General features: G+C 59.6%; 18 protein-coding genes. 10 read left to right on the forward strand and 8 right to left on the reverse strand.

The features are described from left to right. Positions 1–55: 55 nt before the first annotated feature. Positions 56–532 carry a DUF6231 family protein gene (locus tag DKW72_RS04460; RefSeq protein ID WP_111641338.1) on the reverse strand — a complete coding sequence of 159 codons (477 nt, stop codon included), beginning with the start codon at positions 530–532 and terminating at the stop codon, positions 56–58. Between the two features lie 195 nt (positions 533–727). Between DKW72_RS04460 and DKW72_RS04465 the strand changes: the two genes are divergently transcribed. Then, positions 728–1918 (forward strand): MFS transporter, encoded by a 1191-nt coding sequence (locus tag DKW72_RS04465; protein ID WP_198411218.1) that lies wholly within the window; start codon positions 728–730, stop codon positions 1916–1918. Between the two features lie 261 nt (positions 1919–2179). On the opposite strand, the gene DKW72_RS04470 is transcribed toward DKW72_RS04465, so the two are convergent. Next, on the reverse strand, positions 2180–3073 hold the full coding sequence (locus DKW72_RS04470; RefSeq protein WP_111641126.1) for a patatin-like phospholipase family protein: 894 nt from the start codon (positions 3071–3073) through the stop codon (positions 2180–2182). A 211-nt stretch (positions 3074–3284) separates the two neighbouring features. Between DKW72_RS04470 and DKW72_RS04475 the strand changes: the two genes are divergently transcribed. Together DKW72_RS04475 and DKW72_RS04480 are read left to right on the forward strand one after the other, a co-directional pair. Beyond that, positions 3285–4325, forward strand: coding sequence for a LysM peptidoglycan-binding domain-containing protein (locus DKW72_RS04475; protein WP_111641127.1), 1041 nt, complete (start codon positions 3285–3287; stop codon positions 4323–4325). A gap of 22 nt (positions 4326–4347) precedes the next feature. Beyond that, positions 4348–4749 carry a hypothetical protein gene (locus tag DKW72_RS04480; RefSeq protein WP_111641128.1) on the forward strand — a complete coding sequence of 134 codons (402 nt, stop codon included), beginning with the start codon at positions 4348–4350 and terminating at the stop codon, positions 4747–4749. Positions 4750–5081: 332 nt separating this feature from the next. Here DKW72_RS04480 and DKW72_RS04485 read toward each other — a convergent pair whose 3' ends face one another. From DKW72_RS04485 to DKW72_RS04500, 4 genes are all read right to left on the reverse strand, one after another. Next, entirely contained in the window at positions 5082–5474 is a 393-nt protein-coding gene (locus DKW72_RS04485; protein ID WP_111641129.1) for a DUF6559 family protein, read from the reverse strand. A gap of 297 nt (positions 5475–5771) precedes the next feature. Continuing rightward, positions 5772–9572, reverse strand: a complete 3801-nt coding sequence (locus DKW72_RS04490) for an efflux RND transporter permease subunit (protein WP_111641130.1) — start codon at positions 9570–9572, stop codon at positions 5772–5774. Then, positions 9565–11412 carry an efflux RND transporter periplasmic adaptor subunit gene (locus DKW72_RS04495; RefSeq protein ID WP_111641131.1) on the reverse strand — a complete coding sequence of 616 codons (1848 nt, stop codon included), beginning with the start codon at positions 11410–11412 and terminating at the stop codon, positions 9565–9567. The genes DKW72_RS04490 and DKW72_RS04495 overlap by 8 nt, the downstream gene beginning before the upstream one ends. Before the next feature lie 63 nt (positions 11413–11475). After that, the gene (locus DKW72_RS04500; protein WP_111641132.1) at positions 11476–11865 is read right to left on the reverse strand and encodes a hypothetical protein; all 390 of its coding nucleotides are present in this window, start codon (positions 11863–11865) and stop codon (positions 11476–11478) included. 272 nt (positions 11866–12137) lie between these two features. On the opposite strand from DKW72_RS04500, the gene DKW72_RS04505 reads away from it, so the two are divergent. The 7 genes from DKW72_RS04505 to mnhG are packed head-to-tail and all read left to right on the forward strand — an operon-like array spanning position 12138 to position 17911. Continuing rightward, positions 12138–14447: a putative monovalent cation/H+ antiporter subunit A gene (locus DKW72_RS04505; RefSeq protein WP_111641133.1), complete on the forward strand. Its 2310-nt coding sequence runs from the start codon at positions 12138–12140 to the stop codon at positions 14445–14447. After that, positions 14434–14880 (forward strand): Na+/H+ antiporter subunit B, encoded by a 447-nt coding sequence (locus DKW72_RS04510; protein ID WP_232522310.1) that lies wholly within the window; start codon positions 14434–14436, stop codon positions 14878–14880. The genes DKW72_RS04505 and DKW72_RS04510 overlap by 14 nt, the downstream gene beginning before the upstream one ends. 31 nt (positions 14881–14911) lie before the next feature. Beyond that, on the forward strand, positions 14912–15247 hold the full coding sequence (locus DKW72_RS04515; RefSeq protein WP_232522311.1) for a Na+/H+ antiporter subunit C: 336 nt from the start codon (positions 14912–14914) through the stop codon (positions 15245–15247). Beyond that, positions 15244–16752: a Na+/H+ antiporter subunit D gene (locus DKW72_RS04520; protein ID WP_111641135.1), complete on the forward strand. Its 1509-nt coding sequence runs from the start codon at positions 15244–15246 to the stop codon at positions 16750–16752. Before DKW72_RS04515 ends, DKW72_RS04520 begins: the two co-directional genes overlap by 4 nt. Then, positions 16749–17222: a Na+/H+ antiporter subunit E gene (locus DKW72_RS04525; protein ID WP_111641136.1), complete on the forward strand. Its 474-nt coding sequence runs from the start codon at positions 16749–16751 to the stop codon at positions 17220–17222. Before DKW72_RS04520 ends, DKW72_RS04525 begins: the two co-directional genes overlap by 4 nt. Before the next feature lie 10 nt (positions 17223–17232). After that, positions 17233–17508 (forward strand): monovalent cation/H+ antiporter complex subunit F, encoded by a 276-nt coding sequence (locus DKW72_RS04530; RefSeq protein WP_232522312.1) that lies wholly within the window; start codon positions 17233–17235, stop codon positions 17506–17508. Next, positions 17501–17911, forward strand: a complete 411-nt coding sequence (gene mnhG, locus DKW72_RS04535; protein WP_111641137.1) for a monovalent cation/H(+) antiporter subunit G — start codon at positions 17501–17503, stop codon at positions 17909–17911. The genes DKW72_RS04530 and mnhG overlap by 8 nt, the downstream gene beginning before the upstream one ends. Here the strand turns inward: mnhG and DKW72_RS04540 are convergent. Together DKW72_RS04540 and DKW72_RS04545 are read right to left on the reverse strand one after the other, a co-directional pair. Beyond that, positions 17886–18422 carry a DUF3833 domain-containing protein gene (locus tag DKW72_RS04540; RefSeq protein ID WP_111641342.1) on the reverse strand — a complete coding sequence of 179 codons (537 nt, stop codon included), beginning with the start codon at positions 18420–18422 and terminating at the stop codon, positions 17886–17888. The two genes, mnhG and DKW72_RS04540, sit on opposite strands and share 26 nt — an antisense overlap. 154 nt (positions 18423–18576) lie before the next feature. Then, positions 18577–19497, reverse strand: a complete 921-nt coding sequence (locus tag DKW72_RS04545) for a hypothetical protein (protein ID WP_111641138.1) — start codon at positions 19495–19497, stop codon at positions 18577–18579. Between the last annotated feature and the right edge of the window lie 69 nt (positions 19498–19566).

Here is a 19566-nt window from a genome sequence, read left to right on the forward strand (position 1 = left end):
GGCAATGGCTTTAATACTTTGGTAACGTTGGCTCACGCTTTTTAACAGGTGCGGTTTACCACCAGTGTTTGCCCCAGCGTTCCGGGTTGGCCCAGAAACGGGCGTTATTCCAGGGGCGTTTGTGGTTGTAGGTGTCGATATTGTAGGTGTAGAGGCTGAGCGGCGGGTCGGTATCCAGTTGTGCCTGGCGCCGAAAACCGAGGCCGATAAAGTCGCTCAGGGTCCAGGGGGTGCTGTCGGTGACCAGTACCGCGATCTGGCGGGTGCCGTAGTTGCGCAGTTGCCCGAGCAGTTGCCGGGCCTCGCTCTTGTCCCGGTGCTCCAGGGTGTCGGTGACCAGCGCCAGGTCCTGTACGGCCGGTGGGCGCCAGCCTGAAGGCAGCTCGGCTGCATCCAGGGCGGTGAGGTGACAGGGGCTGTGGCCCTCGGCCCAGCGTCCGGCCATCTGTCGGGCAAGGGTGCCCAGCGCTACCAGGCTTTGGGGCTCGCAGGCGTCTATCACTTGGGCAAGCGCAGTTTGTGCGGGAGTCATAGGCTGGGCTTTGGTCAGTAGACGATTGCCCACTTTACGCCCGCAGGTGCCAGCGAGCAAGCGTGCGCACCTCAAAGAAATCCTTGTGAGGGGTGGTTTATGGGTGGCGGACGCGGGCGTCTCCGGCGAGAATAGCGCCCTACGCCCGGTAACCGGGGTCACTGCTTAAGAAAGGCTGTCAACGGAGTGCTGCTGATGATGAAACTGCCTGTCACTGTTTGGGGCCTGGCGCTGGGGATGGCGCTACTGGTCACCGGCAATATCCTGCTGGTCTCGGTCACCGCACTGGTGGGCGTCCAACTGGCGCCAAGGCCTGCGCTGATCACTCTGCCGGTCGCCCTTCAATTTATCGGCCTTATGGCCGCGACCTTGCCCGCTGCCCATTTGATGCGCTGGCTGGGACGCAAGGTGGGCTTCCTGCTCGGCAATCTGGTGGGCGTCACCGGTGCCTTGGTGGCGTATTTCGCGTTAGCTGCTGAGCATTTTGGGTTTTTCTGTGTGGGCACTTTTTTGGTGGGGGCGGCGATTGGGGCGAGCCAGCAGTACCGGTTTGCCGCCATTGAGGCGTGTGTACCGGAGGCGCGCCCCAAGGCCATCAGCCTGGTGATGGCGGGCGGTGTGTTAGCGGCGATTCTCGGCCCCAATCTGGCGGTCTGGTCCGGTCATTGGTGGCCCGGGCGGGAATTTCTGGGCGCTTTTGGGGCTTTGGTGGGGTTGTATGTGCTGGCGCTGTTCTTGATCGCCAGTTTGCCTTTGCCCAAGCCGACCCTTGAGGAGCAGCAGGGCCCGAGCCGAAGCTACCGGGAGCTGCTGCGCCAACCGATGTTGGTCACCGCGATCATTGCCGGGGCGATTGGCTACGGAGTGATGGTGTTGGTGATGACCGCCACGCCGGTGGCCATGCACGGTCATCATCATGGCTTCAGCGATACCGCCAGTGTGATTCAGTGGCATGTATTGGGGATGTTTTTGCCGTCGTTTTTTACCGGGCGTTTGATTGCCCGTTTTGGTGAAACCCGGATTATTTACAGCGGCTGTGTGTTGTTGGCGTTGTGCGCGCTGGTGGCTCAATGGGACAGCGGTTTTTGGTATTACTGGTTTGCGCTGGTGACCTTGGGCGTAGGTTGGAATTTTACTTTTATCGGTGCGACGTCATTGTTGGCGCAGACTTATCAGCCGGCGGAGAAAGCCAAAGTGCAGGGGCTGAATGATTTTCTGGTGTTTGGGTGTGCGGCCTTTGGTAGTCTGATGGCCGGGCATTTGCAGTCCTGGCTGGGCTGGGAGTTGCTCAACCTGTGGATGCTGCCGCCCATCGCCATTGCGATAGGGATGTTGTGGTATGCGAACCGGGTGCCCGAGGTGGTTGAGGGGGATCGGGTGTTGTGAGTGGTGGTTTTGTATTGGGATGGGTGCCTCAGGTGTCGGATTACGGCTGCGCCTAATCCGACCTACTCGAACAACGGCACCTTGCCCCCAGTAGGTCGGATTAGCCCGTAGGGCGTAATCCGACAAAAACGCCCCCAACCCACCCAGTAGCAACGGCACCTTGTTTTGTGTAGGTCGGATTAGCCCGCAAGGGCGTAATCCGACAACATGCCCCCAACCGCCACAAGCGACTCTTGGGAATCTCACTGGCAGTGGTTGCTGTCAGTGGGAACGCAGAAACTCGCGCAGCTTTTCCGCTTCTGGCTGGGCTTTTTCAAGAATGTCGTTCAAACGGTTGAAGTGCAGTAGCTGAATGTCACCGGTGTCGGGCTTGAGGTAGAGGTCCGGCTCGTCCTGCTGGCGCATTTGACGGATGATGGACTGCTGCATAATTTCAAAGGTTTTAAACAGGTATTGGGTCAGGCCGGCGGCTTCCTCGCTTCTTTCGCGGACACCGGAGACGTCGATGGCAATGACGTGATCGTAGCGGCCCATTAACAACTGATAGGGCAGGGGGTTGGCGAGCCCGCCGTCGAGTAATACCTGGTCGCCCCGGGTCACAGGTTTGAACAGCCCGGGCACTGCCATGCTGGCGGCAATGGCCTCAAAGAGGTCGCCTTCCTCAATCACTACCGCCTCGCCGGTCCAGTAGTCGGTCGCAACGATGGAGAGCGGGATCTGCAGGTCTTCAAAGCGCTCGGCCTCAACTTGCTCGGCCAGATAATCCAGAAAGTTGCTGGCGTCGAGCAGACCGCCTTCGTTGATACTGGTTTTCAGCAGATTACCGATACTGAGGCCGGAGTCCCAGATGCCCTGCAGAACGTCAAAGCCGTCGCCGTTGAACTCTTTGAACACGGCCTCAATCTCCTTGGCGCTCAGTCCGGCGGCGTAAAGGGCACCAATGACTGCGCCGACACTGGTGCCGCTGATATGCGCGGGCTTTTGTTTCAGTTCGTCAAAGACGCCGAGCATAGCGATGTGGGACAAACCGCCGGCGCCGCCGGAGCCCAGGGCGAGAGCAATGTCGGTTGCCGTGGCCGGTGTGTTGTCCTCGGCCGCAGCGGGTATGGCCAGGGCGAGGAACAGGGCGAAGGTGGTGATCAGGTGGCGTAGCATTGATGGGGCCCTTAGGTGCGTTGGTGGTGGGGACGGCTGTCCCCATATCGGAGTATGGCACGTTGTTCGGTGTGGGTGCCTCCTTGCTGAAGTAGCCTGAAACAGTACGTTAATAGGTGGACAGGTATGTGAACCCTATCACACGGTCGGGGGGCAGTTTTATGGTAATTTTTGACCCGCTTCTTACCTCACTCAGAAAAGGATGTTCTGCATGCCATATCAACTTCTCGCGTACGAAGTCCAGCCCGGCGACAGTGCTGACCAGATTATTAACCGGTACTATGGGCCGGTAAGCCAGCTCCGGAAAGCTGAAATCAAGGATAAAATTGCGAGCCTAAACCCTCATTTATCGTCTGTCACGGCCCTCCCGCCAGGTCAACTGATTATGTTGGCCACCCCCAAGCAATACTGTGCGGTGCCAGCGAATTTCGAGCGTATTATCGAAGCGGAGGCGGCGCCGGGTAAGCACCCATGGTTTCATCAGTTAAATGATGAATGGCGCTCGATGGATCGTGCGGAACGGGATCTGGCCTACCATGTGTCGCCTTACATGGCGGGAGCGGGCGCGGCATCCTTGGCCATGATGAATACAACGTTTCGTACAAATGCACCATTGGTAGGCGAAATTGCTAGCCTGTATGAATCGTACCGCTCGGGCGATCTTTCCAAGGGTCAGTATGACTATCGCCGTCGGGTCGCCCTCCGAACGCTTTCAGAAAAGCTGGGCCCGACGCAGTCGCTGCTATATGGGGGGAGGCCCCCGGGAGAGGTGATTCGTATCAATCGCCAGAGTGGCGTGTCGTCGACGGCGACTATTGACCGGGAGATGCGGCGTATGACCGGTTTAGCGAAAACTGCGAGCCGAGGTGGCATTGCATTGTCCGTAGTGGGCTTGGGTGTTGCTTGCCACGATATTGCTAGTGCGGCAACGAGGCAGGAGAAGAATGAAATTCTGGTGCAAAGCGGGGGAAGCATTACTTCAGGGCTTGCATATGCGGTAGTTTCTGGCGTTGCTCTCCTCCTGATTGCGACCCCGGTTGGTTGGGTTGGCGCTCTCACAATTGGTTTAGGAGGGGCTATAGTGAGCTATGGTGGTGGGGCGGTTGCACGCAAAATTTACGACAGGAATGGATCGCAGATTGATTTTGTTGAAAAGTTAGGTGTAGACCACGTGTGCAGTTCAGCTTCAAGGAATGAAAGTTACTCTGCGACAGAAAGTATCATCAGTGGCCGTGCAACGTTTATGCGATAATTGATTTTAGTAGGTTGTGGAAATGGAAGTGGCAGATTCTCTTTTTGTTGTGATGCTGACCTTGTCGGCGATGATTTTTTCTGTTGTGCCTTTTGCTTTTATATTGTGGTATGCGCTACATCTTGTGCTGTCGCCGAGACTCGATCCTTTGCTTTTTAAGGATCCTTATTTTACGCGCTCGGAGCAGGTTAGCTATCAGTGCTTTCCGCTATCCTTTCTAAAATCTGGTAACTATGTCTATCTTTTGGTGGCGCCGTCACTCGCCAAGAAACGTCGATTTAAGGGGTTGTCGGAGCCGGTGCCTGTTGGGAGAGTGATGCGCATTGTGTGTGTCGTTCAACTCTCTTTGATGTGTCTGGGTTCTTTGGTAGGCATTTTATGGTTCCTACTCATGGGGTATGCGGCATTTGTCGTACTGTTGTAGTGATCAACAACCTGATTGAAGTGCTGACTTATGTGGAACCAACGGTATCTGTCAACAGTATTGGCAAAGGCTTCCCACATGTTGAGCGCCACCGATGGAGTCTGCTATTCGGCTACTTTGCATTGCTCAGCTATGCGTGATGTCGCTTACCGTTCTATTGGCTGTTGTGTGGTTTCTGTTGGTGGTGCTTGCATTATATTTTTGAATTTCTCTGTCGGTTTGGCTTCTGTGCCTCAGGTGTCGGATTACGCCTTCGGCTAATCCGACCTACTTGAACAGCGGCACCCGCTTTTCAGCACTCTGACGTATGCCACAATATTCAACATATCAAATTACAGACTGGTCATGCCGAGCCTGTTGGCTCGCCAATTCGGTGCCGCGCCGCCGCGCCAGCCGCGTGAGCGTGACAGATTCAGGACATCCCGCGCGGTGTAGTGTCGCCAGCCGTTGAACAGGCTCTCGGCAATGATCGCTCTCAACTCATCCAGTGCGGTCTGATCCAGCTTGAAAAACGCCAGGGAGTTTTCGGATTGCTCGTGGCGGTAGAGGGCCACAGCGTAGGCGGCATGATCCATTTTCAGTTTCAGGGTCTTCGCCGTTTTGATGATCTGGAGCACCGTGTATTGGTCGGAAGCGCCGTAGCGGTTCGCCAGTGCAGGTCCCAGTTGGTAGATGTAACGCCGGACGCTGCGCCCCAGGCGGTAATTCCTGATGTAGTTGATCATCGCAGTTTGGAGTCTGGCGTTTTGAGTTAGTGGTTTGGCGAGTTTATCACCGATTTTGGGGTTTTTGTTTGGGGTTTTGGTGCCTCAGTGTCGGATTATGCTGCGCTAATCCGACCTACTTGAACAGTGGTGGTTTTTTATTGGGATGGGTGCCTCAGTGTCGGATTACGGCTGCGCCTAATCCGACAAAACGCCCGCAACCCACCCAGTAGCAATGGCACCTTGTTTTGCGTAGGTCGGATTAGCCCGCAAGGGCGTAATCCGACAATGAGGCACCCAACCCGACAGCGCGGGCATTTAGCGCAAGCGCCACTCCTCCCGCCAGGCGTAGAGCACCGGCACGGAAAACAGACTTAGCAGCACAAACACCAGTCCGCCCAGGGTGGGGATGGCCATGGGGATCATCAGATCCGCGCCGCGGCCGGTGGCGGTGAGCACCGGCAGCAAGGCCAATACGGTCGTGGTGGTGGTCAGCAGCGCCGGGCGGGCCCGACGCTGGCCCGCTGACAGGGCACAGGCGCGGATGGCGTCGACGGTTGCCGGGCGCTCGGCGTCGAAGCGCTGGCGCAAGTGAGTGGCCATCATCACCGCGTCGTCGACGGCGATGCCAAAGAGCGCCAAAAAGCCCACCCAGACCGCCACACTCAGGTTGACGGTGTGCAACTGAAACAGCTCGCGCAGGTTGATACCGAACACCGAGACGTTGGCAAACCAGTCCTGCCCGTACAGCCAGAGCATGATAAAGCCCCCGCCCCAGGCCACCGCGATGCTGCTGAACACCATCAGCGAGGTGCTCAGGGTGCGGAACTGTAAATACAGAATGATCAGAATCAGTGCCAGGGCTACCGGGATGACCACCTGTAGGGTCTGCATGGCCCGCTGTTGGTGTTCGTAGCTGCCGGCAAACTGGTAGTGGCTGCCGGCGGGCAGGCGCCACTCGCCCTCGGCCCGGGCGTTTTCAAGGTAGTCGCGCACCGCTTCCACCACGTCCACCTCGGCCCAGCCACTGGCGGCGGCGAAGGTGACATAGCCGGTGAGAAAGGTGTTCTCGGTGCGGATCATCTGCGGGCCGCGTTCGTAGCGAATTTCTGCCAGCTCGCCCAAAGGAATATGCGTGCCGTCCGGCGTGGCCACCAGGATGCGTGCCATCTGCTCCGGCGTCTGGCGTAGCTCACGGGGGTAGCGCACCCGCACCGGGTAGCGCTCGCGCCCCTCCACCGTGCGGGTGGCGGTGGCACCGCCAATGGCCGCTGCCAGAGTGTTCTGCACTTGCGCCATGCTCAGTCCGTAGCGGGCGATCTGGGCCCGGTCCGGGTGGATCTCCAGGTAGGGCTTGCCCACCACCCGGTCGGCATTGACGCTCGCGCTATTGACTCCGGGGGCCTCGCGCATCAACGCTTCGAGGCGCACGGCCAGTTCGTCCAACGTGGCCAGGTCGGGTGCGGCCACCTTGATGCCCATGCTCGCGCGCATGCCGGTTTGTAGCATCAGCTGGCGGGTCTCGATGGGTTGCAGCCGGGGTGCGGAGGTGGCGCCGGGCACAGTGGCGGCGCGGCTGATCTCGTCCCAGATATCACTCGGGGACTGGATGTGCTCGCGCCACTGACGGTAGGGGCGCCCGCGCCGGTCGGGGATCAGATCGCCGTCGTCATCGCGCACAAATTCGCCCGCCGAGCGGTCGTAGCGGAAGTTCAGGCGCCGCCCGTCGGCATCGGTTTTGTACTCATTTTTGTAGGTGATCACGGTTTCGATCATGGACAGAGGCGCCGGGTCCAGGGCGGTCTCGGCCCGCCCCAGTTTGCCCACCACGGTATCCACTTCGGGAATGGCGGCGATGGCCTTGTCCTGTTGCTGCATGATCTCCTTGGCTGCGCCCAGGGAGGCGTGGGGCATGGTGGTGGGCATCCACAGGAAGCTGCCTTCATCCAAAGGTGGCATAAACTCCCGGCCCATCTGGGACCAGGACCAGAGGCCCAAAACGACGACCGCCACCGGTAACACCAGAAACACCGGCTTGTAGTTCAGGCAGGCGCGCAACAGGCAAGGATAGAGCCGCAAAAACCCTACGCTGGCGCCCACCACAACACCAAAGAGCACCAGCAAAAACACGCTGTTACCCACGCGGCCGTAGCCCGGCCCCAGCGGCTCCCAGAAGCCCGCCAGACTGATCAATAGGGTGAGTGCCAAGGCGCCGGTCAGCACCCGCGGCCCCCACGCTTGCCAGCGCGGCGGCAGGCGCCGGTGCCAGAGCACCCAGGCGCCGGTCAGCGCAAGCAGGGCCGCGCCCAACAGCACCCAGCCCCAACCCTGAACCAGTGCGATCGGCACCAGCAGCGCCGCCAGCGCCAGTTGCACACGCGCCAGGCCCCGGCGAACATCCAGTGCCAGCAGGGCGCGCAGCAGGGCCGGAATCAGCACCAGAGCCAGGATGATGGCCGCGATCAGGATAAAGGTTTTGGTGTAGGCGAGGGGCGCGAACAGCTTGCCCTCGGCGCCGGTCATGGTGAATACCGGCAAAAAGCTGATCACGGTGGTGGCCACGGCGGTCAGCACTGCCGAGCCCACTTCGCGGGTGCCCTCGTAGACCTGCTCGCTCAGGGGCTCGTCCGGGTACTTGCGGGTTCGGTGCAGGACGCTTTCGCTGATGATGATGCCCATATCGACAATGGTGCCGATGGCGATGGCGATACCGGCGAGGGAGACGATATTGGCATCCACCCCGGCGTAGCGCATGGCGATAAAGGCCATAAGGACCGCCAGGGGCAGCATCAGGCTGACCCCGAGGGCCGCACGCAGGTGCCCGAGCAGCAGCAGAATGACAATGGCGGTGACCAGCATCTGTTGCAGCAGGGCATCGTTGAGGGTGCCCAGGGTTTGCTGAATCAGTTCGCTGCGGTCGTAAAAGGGCTCGATGGTGACCTGGCTCAGGGTCAGCCAGTCGGGCCACTGCTCGCGTGGGTGCTGTTCCAGCCACTGGGTCCATTGAGTGACTGTCTCCGGACCTTTGGCGGGCAACTGTTGTTCATGGGTAAAGGTGTCGACGCTGTCGGTATGGGTCTGTGACCAGTCGATCCAGGCCCGGGCCGGCAGGCCGGGGGCGATCTCGTCGATTTTGGCGCGGGTGTTGGTGATGGCGGCGCGCGGGTTGAAGCCTTCGCGCACCGTGACCACGCCGCCCACGGCCTCGGCGCCGTCCACATCCAGTACGCCCCGGCGCTCAGCCGGGCCCAGGGTGACATGGGCCACATCCTTGACCCGGATGGGGGTCTGGTCCGGGCCCGGGCGCACCACGGCTTGTTCAATGTCGGACAAGGAGCGGATAAAGCCCACGCCGCGCACCAGGTATTCCACCTGATTGATTTCCGTGGGGCCGGCACTGACGTCCAGGTTGGCGTCGCGCACGGCGGCCAGCACCTGTTCGAGGGTGACTTCGTGGATCCGCAGGGCGTCCGGGTCCAGGTCGATCTGGTACTCGCGCACATAGCCGCCCACCGAGGCCACTTCGCTGATGCCTTCGGCGGTCATCAGACCGTAGCGCACATGCCAGTCCTGCAGGCTGCGCAGCTCGTGCAGCTCCCAACCGCCGGCGGGGTTGCCGTCCGGGTCGCGGCCTTCCAGGGTGTACCAGAACACCTGGCCCAGGCCAGTGGCGTCGGGCCCCAGGGCCGGCTGCACGCCCTCGGGCAGCGTGCCGGCGGAAAGGCTGCTGAGTTTTTCCAGGAGCCGGGCCCGCGCCCAGTAAAACTCGGCATCCTCCTCAAAAATCACGGTGATAAAGGAACTGCCGAACATGGACAGGCTGCGCACATCCACCACCCCGGGTACGCCCATCAGGGCGGTGGTCAGGGGGTAGGTGAGTTGATCCTCCACATCCCGGGGGGAGTGGCCGGGCCAGTCGCTGTAGACGATCTGCTGGTTCTCCCCCAGGTTGGGGATGGCGTCCACCGGCACCGGTGAACGCGGCAGCGGCGTGTGCCAGTCAAAAGGGCTGACCGCCAGACCCAGGCCCAGGGTGAGTGCCAGAAGCAGCGCCGGAATCAGTTTTTCCCGCAGGCACAGGTGAATAAAGCGGTCGAACAGGGTGGCCTGCTCAGTCATGGTCGCCTCCCGGGGTCAGGCGTTCCTGGCGTTCGCCGCAGCGGTACATCATGGAGCCGAAATAGGGGTTGCGCAGCTCGTCGTCGGCCTGTAGCCAGTGGGCACCTTCATCGTCCCGGGCCATAGGGCAATAGAACAGGTAGTGAGCTTCCGGCGCCAGCCCGCGACGGGCCAGGGTAATCATGGCCTGGGAGTGGTCGTAGAACTGGTCCACGGCCTGATCGAGGTCGTTCACATGGTGGCTGTGGCCCGCGCCGGTGAGCAGTTGCTCCCGGGCTTCGCTCAGCGCCTCGGGCCAGTCCAGCGCCTGCGCGGCCTGATGCAGGGCGCCGGTGGCGGCCTGCCAGGCCCCCAGATCGTCGTGGGCCAGAGCGTCCTGGGCCGCCAGGTAGTGGGGGAAGAGGCTGGCCCAGTCAACGTCGTGGTCTTCATGACCGCCGGTGGCGTGAGCAGGGTCGCTGTGATCGTGCGCGCGGCTATGGCCACCGTGGTCGTGCCCCTCATGCGGCTCGTCGCCATTGGCATCCGGGGCAGGCTGGTCGCCATGGTCGTGCCCGGGTGCGCCTCCGCCATCGGGGGCCATCATGCTGGGCAGACCGCGAATCTGCAGTTCGCTGTCGAGCCGGAAGGCGCCCTGACTGACCACCAGCTCGCCTTCGGCGAGACCGTCGACCACGGCGTAGTGATCGCCCACACGCGGGCCGAGCGTGACCTGGCGTGGGGTGAAGCGCCCGGGCTCGTCCGGGTCTCGCAGGTATACCAGCGCTCTTTCGCCGGTGAGCAGAGGGGCCGAGGCGGGAATCATCAGCGCTTCGGGGGTCGGAATATGGAGACGGCCGTTAATCAGCATGCCCGGCTTGAGCCGGCCGTCGGTATTGTCCAGGGCGATGCGCACGGCGGTGGTGCGCTTGTCCCGCTGGACACTGGGTTCAATAAACAGAACCTCCCCCTCGAGGGTTTCTCCGGGTAGGGCGCGGCTGCGCAAGCTAACGGTTTGGCCTGTCTGGATGCCCGCCAGATCCTGTTCGTAGACCTCGACAATGGCCCATAAGCGGGTGAGATCCGCCACCTGATAGAGGGCGTCGCCGGTCTGGACATAGGCGCCTTCGGTAGCCAAACGCTCAATCACGGTGCCGGACTGGGGTGCCCGAATGGTGAGGTAATCGCTCACTTCGCCGTCGTGGCCGTCTTCAATAATGGTGTCGATTTGTTGGCTGTCCAGCCCCAGCAGGCGCAGGCGGTTGCGCGCCGCGCGGGCGGTCTGCTCGGCCTGGCTGCCGCGTGCCTGGGTTCCTTCGGTAATACGCAGGGCTCGCAGAAGCTCGGTTTGCGCGGTGAGCAGCTCGGGGCTGTAGATGTCGGCCACCGGTTGGCCACGCTCGATATGGGCACCGGTGCTGTCGATATGAAGTCGCTCCAGGCGTCCGGCGCTCCAGGCGCTCAAGGTGCGCAAGCGGGTTTCATCGTAGTCCACACGTCCCGCCACGGGCAGTTCACGGGCCAGGGTGTCATAGCGGGCAGGAGTAACACTCACGGCCAGCAGGGACAGGGCGCGCTCGCTCAGGGTCAGGCTGGGGGCATCGGCCGCTTCGTGATCATGACCGTTGCTCTCCACGGGTATCAGGGCCATGCCGCAGATGGGACAGCGGTCATTGGGGTCGTTGGAGCGCACTTGCGGGTGCATGGAGCAGGTGTACATCTGCTCCTGAGTCATGGCCACCTGTGGGTTCGGCGACGATGCCGGTGCCAGCCCGGTATGTGAGTGGTCACTGTGACTGTGGGCCACCAGTGACAGGCTGCCCAGCGCGATGACGGAGAAAACTTTGATGGACGATTTCATAACGGTATTCCTGATTGATAGACGAACAAAACCCCAGCGGCAAGTGCACAAGCGCCGCGAGGATCAAATCAGGAAGCGTTGATTCAGAAGGTGTAGTCGGTGCTTCGGAGGGGGTATTGGTGGTGGAATAAGCCCGGTTTCGAGTGCACTGGTGGCGGCCAGCGGAAAGTCGCCGTGCCAGCTCGACAGGGTGGCTGCGGACAGATTTTGGAATTGTGAGGTGACTTCCAGGGCCGGCTGGTCGCACTCCGGGCAATCGCTGGGGGCGTGATGCTGCTGGGTGTCCGCCTCGACCTGAAGGGTTACCGGCGTGCCGTGACAGTCGATGACGACCTCGGTGGTAGCGGGTGCCGCCTGCACCGGTGCAAGGCAATAGACCAAGCACCAGGAAACCGCCAGCGCGAGCGCCAGCGGCAGGGCCCAGTAACGGTGTTGTGAACGCAGGGCGGCCATGGTCATGTCTCCATAATAAACCCCGAAATCCAGTCTGTCTCGGTGTTTGTTGCCCTGGGGCTCGGGTAAAAGAGTGTAAATGGCAGGGCAATCCCTTTTTAAACAAGGGTTTAGGGTGGCGGATTTTCTTGCGCGGCTATCCCCCCTTGGTTATGCTGTACTCCCTTTTTGCCGGCGCACACCGGCGTATCGAGTGAAGCCTGTCCGCCACAAGAAACGCACAGATTCGGTGCACCACCAGGCTCACTGGCCATAAGGAGCTGCCTGACACAATGCTATTTGCCGTTCTATCGGGTTTTATTGTCGCCGCATTGGCCCCCTGGCTGATGGGCTTTCTCAAAGACCGTATCGGCTGGGGCCTGGCCCTCTTGCCGGCGGGGCTGACACTGTACTTTGCCAGCTTCATTCCCGCGGTGAGTGGGGGCGAGGTGGTGCTGCAACACTGGGCCTGGATGCCGATCCTGGATGTGCATTTGAGCTTTATGCTCGACGGCCTGTCCCTGATGTTTGCGCTCCTGATCAGTTTTATCGGCACCTTTATTCTGATCTACGCCGGCGCCTACCTTAAAGGCCATGAGTATCTGGGGCGCTTTTACGTCATCATGCTCAGCTTTATGGCCTCGATGCTGGGGCTGGTGCTGTCCAATAATCTGATCAGCCTGTTTGTGTTCTGGGAGCTGACCAGTGTCACCTCCTATCTGCTGATCGGGTTCAATCACCGGGATCTGGACGCGCGCAAGTGTGCCCTGCAGGGGTTGTTTGTTACGGTAGCGGGCGGTCTGGCGTTGATGGCCGGTCTGGTGATGCTCGGCCTGGTGAGTGGCAGTTTCCAGATATCTGAAGTGCTGGTCGCCGACGGCCTGCTTGAGAGCCCGTTGATCACCGGCATCATTATCTGCGTGCTTCTGGGCACTTTCACCAAATCGGCGCAGTTCCCCTTCCACTTCTGGTTGCCCAACGCCATGGCGGCACCGACGCCGGTGTCGGCCTATTTGCACTCGGCCACCATGGTCAAAGCGGGTATCTACCTGATGGCGCGCCTGAACCCGGCGCTGGGTGAACATATGCTCTGGACGGTGCTGCTGTGCAGTGCCGGGGGCATCACCATGCTTCTGGGGGTGTACCTGGCCTACAGTGCCACTGGCGTGAAAAAAGTGCTCGCCTACTCCACGGTCATGGCGCTGGGCACGCTCACCATGCTCATCGGCATCGGTACCGATTACGCCATGATCGCCTTCGCCAGTTTCCTGCTCGGTCACTCTCTCTACAAGGGTGCGCTCTTTATGATTGCCGGCGCGCTCGATCACGAAACCGGCACCAAGGATCTGACCCGCATGGGCGGGTTGCGCAAGGCCATGCCGATCACGGCCACGGCGGCATTGATAGCAGGCTTGTCGCTGGCGGGGTTGCCGCCGTTGTTCGGTTTTATCGGCAAGGAACTGATGCTTGAAGCGGTGCTTTCGGCAGAATGGCAGAGCAGCCTGTTGCTGGTGGCCGCCGTGCTGACCGCGAGCCTGGGCATCGCGGTAGCGGCAGCTGTGGCGATCAAGCCTTTCTGGGGCAAGGTGGGCGACACCCCGAAAAAGCCCCACGAAGCGCCGGTGGGCATGTGGCTGGGCCCGGTGGTGCTGGCGGCGACATCGCTGCTGTTTGGTATTCTGCCCTTCTTGCCGGAAGGCTGGGTGGTCGCCGCAGCCGTGACGTCGGTCAAGGGCCAGTCGGTGGACTTTTATCTCTCCCTTTGGCACGGCATTAACCTGCCACTCATCCTCTCCGGTGCGAGCCTGGTCGCGGGCGCGGTACTTTACGCGCTCTGGGGTCGCACCCGAGCGCCCCTGACAATGGTCAATGACGTGTTCAGTCGCGTTGGCCCGGAGGTGGGGTACTTCCGCTTTATGAGTGCTATGACCGGTTTTGCCGCCTGGCAGACCCGGGTACTGCAAAACGGGGTGATGGGCATCTATATGATCGTTCTGATCATGACTACCGTCGTGCTTGCCGGGTATACCCTGCTCAGTCAGTACGGTTTGCACCTGACGCTGACCGGCATAGGCGAGGTGCACTTCTACGAATGGGCAATTGCACTGTTGATGGTGATGGCGGCGGTGTACGTGATCTTTACCCGCTCGCGCTTGGGGGCGGTGGCCACTATCGGTGCCCTCGGTTTCTCCGTGGCATTGATTTTCATTCTGTTCAGCGCGCCGGATCTGGGGATTACCCAGGTTTTGATCGAAACCCTGACGGTGATTCTGCTGGTACTGGTGCTGTTCCGGTTGCCCGGCTTCTCCCATTATTCCAGCCGTTTTGAAATCTGGCGCGATGGTACCGTGGCCGTGCTTTTCGGCGGTTTGATGACCCTGTTGATGCTCGGTGCTCTGGATACCCGCTACTTTGAAACCATCTCGGGCTTCTTTGTGGAGGCCAGTTACCCAGAGGCGCAGGGACGTAACATTGTCAATGTGATTCTGGTGGACTTCCGGGCCCTGGATACCCTGGGTGAGATATTTGTTCTGGCGATTGCAGCCATGGGTGTTTACTCCATGCTGCGCCTGCGTGCGGAGGTGAAAGATGACCGAGGTTAAGGCGAAAGTCATCAAGTCCAATACGGTTATTCTGCATACCGCCAGCCTGTTTTTGCTGCCACTGCAGTTGTTGTTTTCGATGTTCCTGCTGCTGCGTGGACACGATGAGCCGGGCGGTGGCTTTATTGCCGGGCTGGTGGCTGCAGGGGCGTTTGTGTTGTACCTGTTTGCCCACGGGGTGGACTCAACACGCAAAATTCTGCGGGTTGAACCCCACGATCTTATCGGGGCCGGCTTATTGTTCGGGGTGATCTCAGCACTGCCAGCCATTTTCTTTGGCCAGGCACTTTTGACCGCTCAGTGGTGGAGCTTTTACCTGGTGGGCACTGAGGTCAAGTTGTCGACAGTGTTGTTGTTCGACCTGGGCGTTTATCTGGTGGTGATGGGCAGTATTCTCACCATCGTCATGTCCCTTAACGAGGCAGAGGAGTAGGGTTCGCCCGAGACGCGTTATGGAACACTTAATGGCTTACATTATTGGCATCCTGTTCGGCTCTGCCGTGTACATGATGCTGCGTCGCTCAATCGTCAAGCTGGTCATCGGGTTGATGATTTTGAGCAACGCCGCCAACCTGCTGATTTTTACGGTCGCGGGCATGACTCGCGGCGCGCCGCCGCTGATCGCCGAAGGCGCGCTGATGCCCGAGGGGGCTGTGGCGGATCCGCTGCCCCAGGCGCTGGTGCTGACCGCAATCGTGATTGCGTTCGGGGTGCTGGCGTTTGCGGTGGTTTTGATTCACCGCGCATACGAAGTGGTAGGCAATGACGACCTGGATCAGATGAAGGATACCGATACGTGAGACTGGAAGTCATACTCCCGATTTTTATCCCGCTGATTGCCGGTACGCTCTCGGTTGTTGTCTGGCGCTCGACTTTCTATCAACGCTGGATTGCCGTGCTCGGCACGGCTGCTCTGCTGGCGTCCGGGTTGTGGCTGCTGAGTGCGGTACGCGCCGAAGGGCACGTGGTCATGCAGATGGGCAATTGGCAGGCGCCCTTCGGCATCACCATCGTCGCCGATACCCTGAGTGCGGTCATGGCCGTGTTGACCGGCCTGATGGGACTGGTGGTAGCGATTTATTCGCTCGGCTCGATTCCCGCCAGTCACGAACGCTTTGGTTACTACCCGTTGATGCATTTGTTGCTCGCCGGGGTCGCGGGCTCATTTCTGACCGGCGACCTGTTTAACCTCTATGTCTGGTTTGAGGTGATGTTGCTCGCGTCTTTTGCCCTGCTGACTCTGGGGGGTGAGCGCGCGCAGATGGAAGGGGCGATCAAATACGTCACCCTTAACCTGTTTTCCTCGGCGATTTTCCTGTCCTCCATCGGTTTGATGTACGGTATGGTGGGCACACTCAATATGGCGGATATTGCCGACAAGTTGAGTGAGGTTGAGCACACCGGCATGGTCAATGTGCTGGCGGTCATGTTTATGGTGGCCTTCGGGATTAAAGCCGCCGCTTTCCCGCTGTTCTTCTGGCTGCCGGCGTCCTACCACACTCCGCGGGTGGCGGTGTCAGCGCTTTTTGCCGGCTTGCTCACCAAAGTGGGCATTTACGCTCTTTACCGCATGTTCACCCTGATTTTCAACGGCGATGTCGCCTACACCCACACCATTCTGTTGTGGAGTGCGGGCTTTACCATGGTCACCGGGGTGCTCGGCGCGGCAGCGCAGTTTGAGTTCCGCCGGATTCTGGCGTTTCACAGTGTCAGTCAGATCGGCTATATGATTCTCGGTTTGGCGCTGTACACACCCCTGGCGCTGATTGGTGGTCTGTTCTATGTGATTCACCACAGTCTGGTGAAAACCTGCCTGTTCCTGATCAGTGGTCTGGTGTACCGGCTTACGGGCACTTACGAATTGAAGGAGCTGGGTGAGGTCTACCGTCATCGTCCGGGGATCGCCATCCTGTTTCTGATTGCGGCCCTGTCGCTGGCGGGTATTCCGCCGCTGTCGGGCTTTTTTGCCAAGTTCATCATCGTTCGCGCCGGTCTCGAAATTGGCGCCTACACGCTCACCGGTATCGCCCTGGCGGTGGGTTTGCTGACGCTCTTCTCGATGATCAAAATCTGGGCCGAAGTGTTCTGGAAGGCGGCGCCGGAGGGCATGGATATGGAAAGGCTCAAGGCGCCGGTCAACGACAGCCACGGAAGGTTTATGCTGACCGGCATCGGTATTCTGATCGCGGGTATTCTGTTACTGGGCTTCTGGGGTCAGCCGGTGATCGAACTGTTCGAAGTCATGGCTGAGCAGTTGATGAACCCGGAAGGCTATATTGAGGCGGTTTTGGGAGGCGAGCAATGATCGGCTTTTTCTGGAACCTGACCCTGGCTCTGGCCTGGATCGCGTTGACCGGCAGCTTTAGCGGCCTCAACTTTGTGCTCGGCTTTGCGATCAGCTATCTGTTTCTGGCGGTGATTCAATCCCAGGTACCGGTGCTACGGGGCTATGCCCAGCGGGTACCGCTGTTTGTGTTGTTCCTGCTGTTTTTCGTCAAAGAGCTGGTGAAGGCCAACTACAAGGTGGCTTTTGACGTGCTCACGCCCCCCTGGCATATGAAGCCAGGCGTGATTGGTCTACCGTTGGAGGCAACCACAGATCTGGAAGTCACCATGGTAGCCAATTTCATCTCCCTGACACCCGGCACCCTGAGTCTGGATATTTCAGACGATCGCCGGGTGCTGTTTATCCACGCCATGTTTTTGCAGGATGAACAGGCCCTGATCCGCGAACTCAAGGAGATTGAGCGGCGGATCCTGGAAATCATGCGCTGAGGAGCCCAACGTGATTCACCCGTTTATTATAAACCTGGTTTACCTGATGCTGACGATTGCCCTGTTGTTGGCATTCTGGCGTCTGAGCAAGGGGCCTTCGCTGCCCGACAGGGTGGTGGCGCTGGAGTTGATCGCCACGCTCGTCGCCTCCATTGTGGGTGTCCATGCGATTGATACCGGTGTATCCAGCTTTCTGGATATCGCCATTGTACTGGCTTTGACGGCATTCCTGGCGGCGATCGGGTTTGCCCGCTTCCTGGAACGAGGAGGTCCCCGTGATGATTGAGATTCTGGTTTCAGCCCTGTTGCTGCTTGGCGCGTTTTTGATGCTACTGGCATCCATCGGTTTGGTGCGTCTACCGGATTTGCCCACACGTATGCACGCAACCACCAAGTCCGGGGCCTTGGGCACCAGTGTAATTATGCTGGGTGTCGGTTTTACGTTTATGGAGCCGGTGGTCTGGGCGCGGGTGGCCGCGGTCATCGCATTCATTATCGTGACCGCGCCCGTGGCGGCACATGTCATTGGCCGCGCCGGCTATTTTGTGGGGGTACCTCTGTGGGAGGGCTCGGTCAAGGATGATCTGAAGGATCACTACGATCCTGAAACTCACACACTCAGCTGCAGTCTTTCAGATTACGCTGATAAAAACACAGATAAAACTAAGGCTGACCCTGACGAACAATAGCCAATTGAATGCTGCCGACCCTGAAGCCCCATTTGCGCAGGGTCGACTCATTGAGCACGGTATTCTCGTCAATGCGCCACATCCAATCTTCGACATTCAGGCTCAGTTTTCGGCCCCGGTAATCAATTTCCAGAACGTAATCCAGGCGCAGCGCATTCCCCGCCACCTGTAGCGTCCCCGTGCCAATGACATCCTCGGCTGTGCCACTGTAGCGGCCGTCGCCCTCAGGCGTTAGCGTCCAGGTGCGGTGCTGGATTTCGCCGTCATCAAACTCAAAGCGTTCCACCAGACGCCCGACGCCCTCGTCATCCCAACTGGCATCAATGCTGGCGTTGAAGTGACGGGTTACTTCGCCGCCGCGGTTTTTGAGCACGCCGTGCGCGGTCAGGTGACCGTCAAAGAACTCTTCGAGCGTGAATACCGGGGCATTGTCCCGGTATTGGCCTACATCTGTGGACGAGCAGGCACTTAAACTGGCGACAATACTCACAATAAATGCTCGCTTAATCATGGTTATAAAGGTCATTTGGGGTCTCATGGTTGTTCAGTGGCCGAGCGCTAGGCTATGACCTGTGTACGCACTGGCAGGGTGGTTGGTTCAGAAGAGAATGATTATTTGTGGGTAAATGAGGTTTGCGGGGCAGGGGGGCCGTGGAGGGGCGACGTCAGGATGCGTCAGATCCCCTCAACCAATGTTCCATCGCACGCTCGGTACCGAGCGAAAGCAGATCAATGCCGCGCTCAATCACGGAAAAATAGAAATCGATAATATCGGATGTCAGGCTGAACAGCCGGCTGGAATCGGCCCGGACCTGGCCACTGAGTACGTCCTGTTCGACCATAGTCAGCAGGTAGACCAGTTTCAACTCATAGGCTTTGAGCTGCGACAGCTGACTGAAGTCGTCCTCGACGATGGCTTCCAGGCGCTTGCTTTGATGGCGTAATTTTTCGTTATTGACCCGGGTGTTCTGAATGGCAAAGCGCAATTTCCCGTCGTGATGACTGTCGCACTGCCCGCGCGCTGCAGCGTAACTTGACAGCGCACGGACCCGCCCGAGCTGTTCAGCGATGGCGGGCATCTGGCGTAAGGTGAAATGCAGTAGCTCCAGGTGCTGAAAGGGGGTATGGCCCGGGGCAGAGGTCTCGGTCGTCTCCAGGGGAGACTCCAGGGTCCGGGAGAGCCCACCGAGGATGGCCAGCAGTTGCTCGATCAGGTGGGAGTGAAGCTCGTAGTTGTCGATGACGGTGTCTTGCTGCCAATCGTGGCGGATGGTGCTCCAGGCGGTTTCCAGATTAGTGCGGTCCTTGGTACTCAACAGCTCGGCGTTGCCCGCCACCACCTGCACCAGCTTCAAGCGTCGCTCCAGCTCCCGCCCAAGAGCGACGAATGCTTGCCGAAACTCGGCATTGCCGCCCAGCAGGGCCATACTCATCCCCCGATGGCGCTGTACTCCGCGAATAATCTGGGTCAACTGGTGGGCCAGAATCAGGGCGTCATGTTGTCGCCGGTAACGTTGATACAGCCGGTCATAGCGGTCGGCGTCGGTGTTCGCCGGGACGGTCTCGGGTATCAGTGATTGTTCCATGGTGGTGCACTCTTTGCGTGATCTTTGCGTGCATGCACCAGAATGGGCGCCCCAACAGGGCTAATCTGG

This window comes from Marinimicrobium alkaliphilum (assembly GCF_003259155.1).
GTDB lineage: Bacteria > Pseudomonadota > Gammaproteobacteria > Pseudomonadales > Cellvibrionaceae > Marinimicrobium_A > Marinimicrobium_A alkaliphilum.